Origin of the sequence: Kitasatospora sp. MY 5-36, assembly GCF_001182915.1 — a bacterium.
GTDB lineage: Bacteria > Actinomycetota > Actinomycetes > Streptomycetales > Streptomycetaceae > Kitasatospora.
Genome location: NZ_LFVW01000945.1, coordinates 1 through 3,087, shown reverse-complemented (window position 1 = coordinate 3,087; position 3,087 = coordinate 1). Strand labels below are relative to the sequence as shown.

The 3,087-nt window shown below is 76.7% G+C and carries 1 protein-coding gene and 1 pseudogene; both read right to left on the bottom strand.

Annotated features, from left to right (window positions below):
• Nucleotides 1-1,413, bottom strand: a pseudogene (locus AE652_RS38620) (hypothetical protein); the annotation flags it as partial.
• The coding region (locus AE652_RS38615; protein ID WP_049660111.1) for an FtsX-like permease family protein at nucleotides 1,410-3,087 on the bottom strand (1,678 nt) is incomplete at its 5' end. The pseudogene AE652_RS38620 and the gene AE652_RS38615, both read right to left, overlap by 4 nt.

Genomic DNA, 3,087 nt, shown 5'->3' with positions numbered 1-3,087 from the left:
GCCGCGACGTCGGACCTCGGCCACGGCCGCGGCGGTGACGGCCAGCACGGCGAGTTCGCCGACCATCCGGCGCCAGCCGCCGGCCGCCCGCGGGCGCGCCCAGAGCAGCGCGGCCCGGACCGGGAAGACCAGGATCGCGAGCAGGGTCACGGCGAGCGCCAGCAGGACCGGGGTGCCCCAGCGCGGGGTGGGCAGCAGCACCAGTGCGAGGGCCGTGCCGAGCACGGCGGCGGGCAGCACGGTCACCGCGCCCTCGCCGAGCAGCCGCAGCAGCCCCCCGGTGCGCGAGCCGCCGCGGGCCTGGAGCAGCCGGATCTCGGCCGTGCGCCGGTCCGTGCTGAGCGCTGCGGCCAGGCAGAGCACCACGACCGCGACGCCGGCGACACCGGCCGGCCCGATGGCGCCGAGCGGGGCCGCGGCCTGGTAGCGGGCGGTGGCCCGGGCGAGGACGTCCGGCATCAGCGAGGTGGCGTGCAGGTCGGCCCGGAGGGTGGCGTCGATCAGGGCGGTCATGCCGGGGCCGGCCGTGTACGAGCCGAGGACCTCGCGGGTGTGGTCGAGCTCGTCGGCGCGCAGCGAGCCGGGGTCGACGGGCAGCCGCCAGAAGTTCTGGCCGCTCGAGCCCCAGCGGGCCAGCGCGGTCAGGCTGCCGCCGTCGACGAAGCCGCTGGTCCAGTACCACGCGTCCTCGCCCTTGACGCCCAGGCAGGCCCTGGACGGGCAGCCGAGTCCCTCCCAGAACGGGTCCTGGGGGTCGTTGACCCGGTAGAGGCCGGTCACGGTGGTGCGCAGCGCGACCGGTCCGTCGGTGCCGCTCTCGATGACGTCGCCGACCTTGATGTTGATGGCCTCGGCGGCCTGCTGGCTCAGCGCGATCGGCAGCGGGCCGTCGACCGGGGCGGGGCCCGGCCAGGTGCCCGCGGTCAGCGTCGCCCGGTCGGCGAGGCCGTGCAGGTAGAACAGGCCGAGCCCCGGGACGGCCCGGTCGGAGAGCCGGGTGAACCCCGGGTTGAACATCTTCCGCTCGGTCTTGATCCGGGTGCCGTGGACCTGGGCGGACGCGCTCAGCGGCAGCTGCCGTCCGATCTGCGCGTCGAACTTCCGCTGCAGGGCTTCGAGGGCGGCGCCGTCGTCGCCGGGGGCCAGCCCGGAGGTGACCTCCAGGTTGGTGACGTTGGTGCCCAGGCCGCGGGTGAACTCCTGGAGCGCGCTGTCCGCGTTCCGGTCCGCGATGCGCGGGAAGGCCGCCGCCAGGAAGACGGTGACGAGCGCGAGGGCCGCCGTGAGCAGCGCGGCCAGCGGCATCGCGCGCAGCCGGGTGCGGACCCAGGGCGCGGGCCGGTGGGCCCGCGCCGGTTCGGGCGCCAGCGGCGGCGCGGGGGTGGGCACGGTGGTGCCGGCCTTGGTGGTCACATCTCCTCCACGTGGCGCAGCCGCGCGGCCACGTCTCGGCGCCGGCGGCCGATCAGGAAGGCCGACAGCAGCGGGACGACGGCGATCGCGCCCGCGAACAGCAGCGCCTGACCGAACGGCAGCTCGACCAGGGCCTCCGGCACCGGGCGGCGGGCCGCCGGGGTCAGCACCACGAAGGGCACGATCAGCCGGACGAGCAGGGCTCCGAGGGCGAGGCCGACGATCCCGCCCAGGCCGACCAGCACCGCGTTCTCGGCGGCGACGGTCCGGGTGACCTGCTTGCGCGGGGCGCCCAGGGCGAGCAGCAGCGCGGAGTCCCGGGAGCGCTCGTGCGCCGAACCGGCCACCGCGGCGGCGAAGCCGATCGCGGCGAGCACGGCGGTGACGATCGCGATGGCCATCAGCGCGCTCTGCGGGGCGGCGCCGACCGGGTCGCCGAGGAGGCCCTCGGAGACCTCCTCGTAGAGCGCGAGGTCCTGGCTGCCGGGCGCGCCGCGCAGGGCGGCGGCGGCCTCGGCCGGGATGCGGTCGCCCGGCCCCGTGGCGGGCAGCCACCACTCGGTGCGGGACGGCAGGTTGCGGTCCTGGACGGACAGCATCCGGGCGACCGAGCCGAGGTCCAGCAGCAGCGCCCGCTGGCCGGCCACCGGGAGGGCCTCGACCGCGCCGGTCACCTTGACCGGGACGACGACCCCGCTGAACGGCACCTGGAGGGTGTCGCCGACGGAGGCTCCGACGGACTTCAGGTAGTCGTGGGTGGCGACGCCGTTGACGGCGGCCGGCAGGGGCGCCCCGGTCGGGCTCAGCACCGCGCGGATCGGGTCTCCGATGCCGCCCGCGGGGTGGTAGCGGACCGTGAACAGGCTGTCGGCGGCGGCCGCTTCGGAGGCGAGCGCGGCCACCGGCGAGCCGCCCGCGCCGTTGCGGGACTCCGGCGGCTTGATGGTCCAGCCGGCACCGGAGGGCACCGGGACGGCGGTGGACGGTCCGTCGGCGGTGTCCGAGACGGCCAGGTTCCGCAGGGTGACCTCGCCCTCGCTGCGGTCGCCGAAGGCGACGTTCGCGCCGACCACGGTCAGCGGGGCGGCGACCGAGCCCACCGGGGCGTCGACCAGCGCGCCGAGCCGGATCGAGGAGTGGACCTGGCCGTTCATCGGGAGCTCGCCGAACGGGACCTTGTGGACCAGGCCGAAGCGGTCGCGCAGCAGCAACCGGACCTCGGGCTGGATCGGGACGCTGGTGAACCGCGAGTTCTTCGGCTCCTGCTGGCTCACCGCGATGTCCGCGTCGATCCGCAGCGGGCTGCCGGGCAGCGGGATGCCGGCGGGGGCGGGGGAGGCGAGCGAGCCGAAGACCTCCGTGCCGGTGCGGCCGTCGAGCAGGTCGGAGCGGACCGGGACGCGTTCGGCGAAGGCGGCGGCGTCCACGGCCATCAGCTGGCCGGAGCCGCCCTGCAGCGGCTGCTCGTCGCGCACCACCGCGACCAGCCGGTCGCCGCCGGGCAGGCTGCCGTAGCGGCCGCCCTGACCCATCGGCGCGTTGTGCGAGCCGGAGATGCGCAGGCCGCCGGCCGTGGCGAAGGCCGCCTGGTCGCGCTGGGAGGCGGTCCAGGTGGCGTGCTGACCGAGCGCCAGGACGCCGGTGGCCACGGCCATGACGAGGAGCAGGACGGGG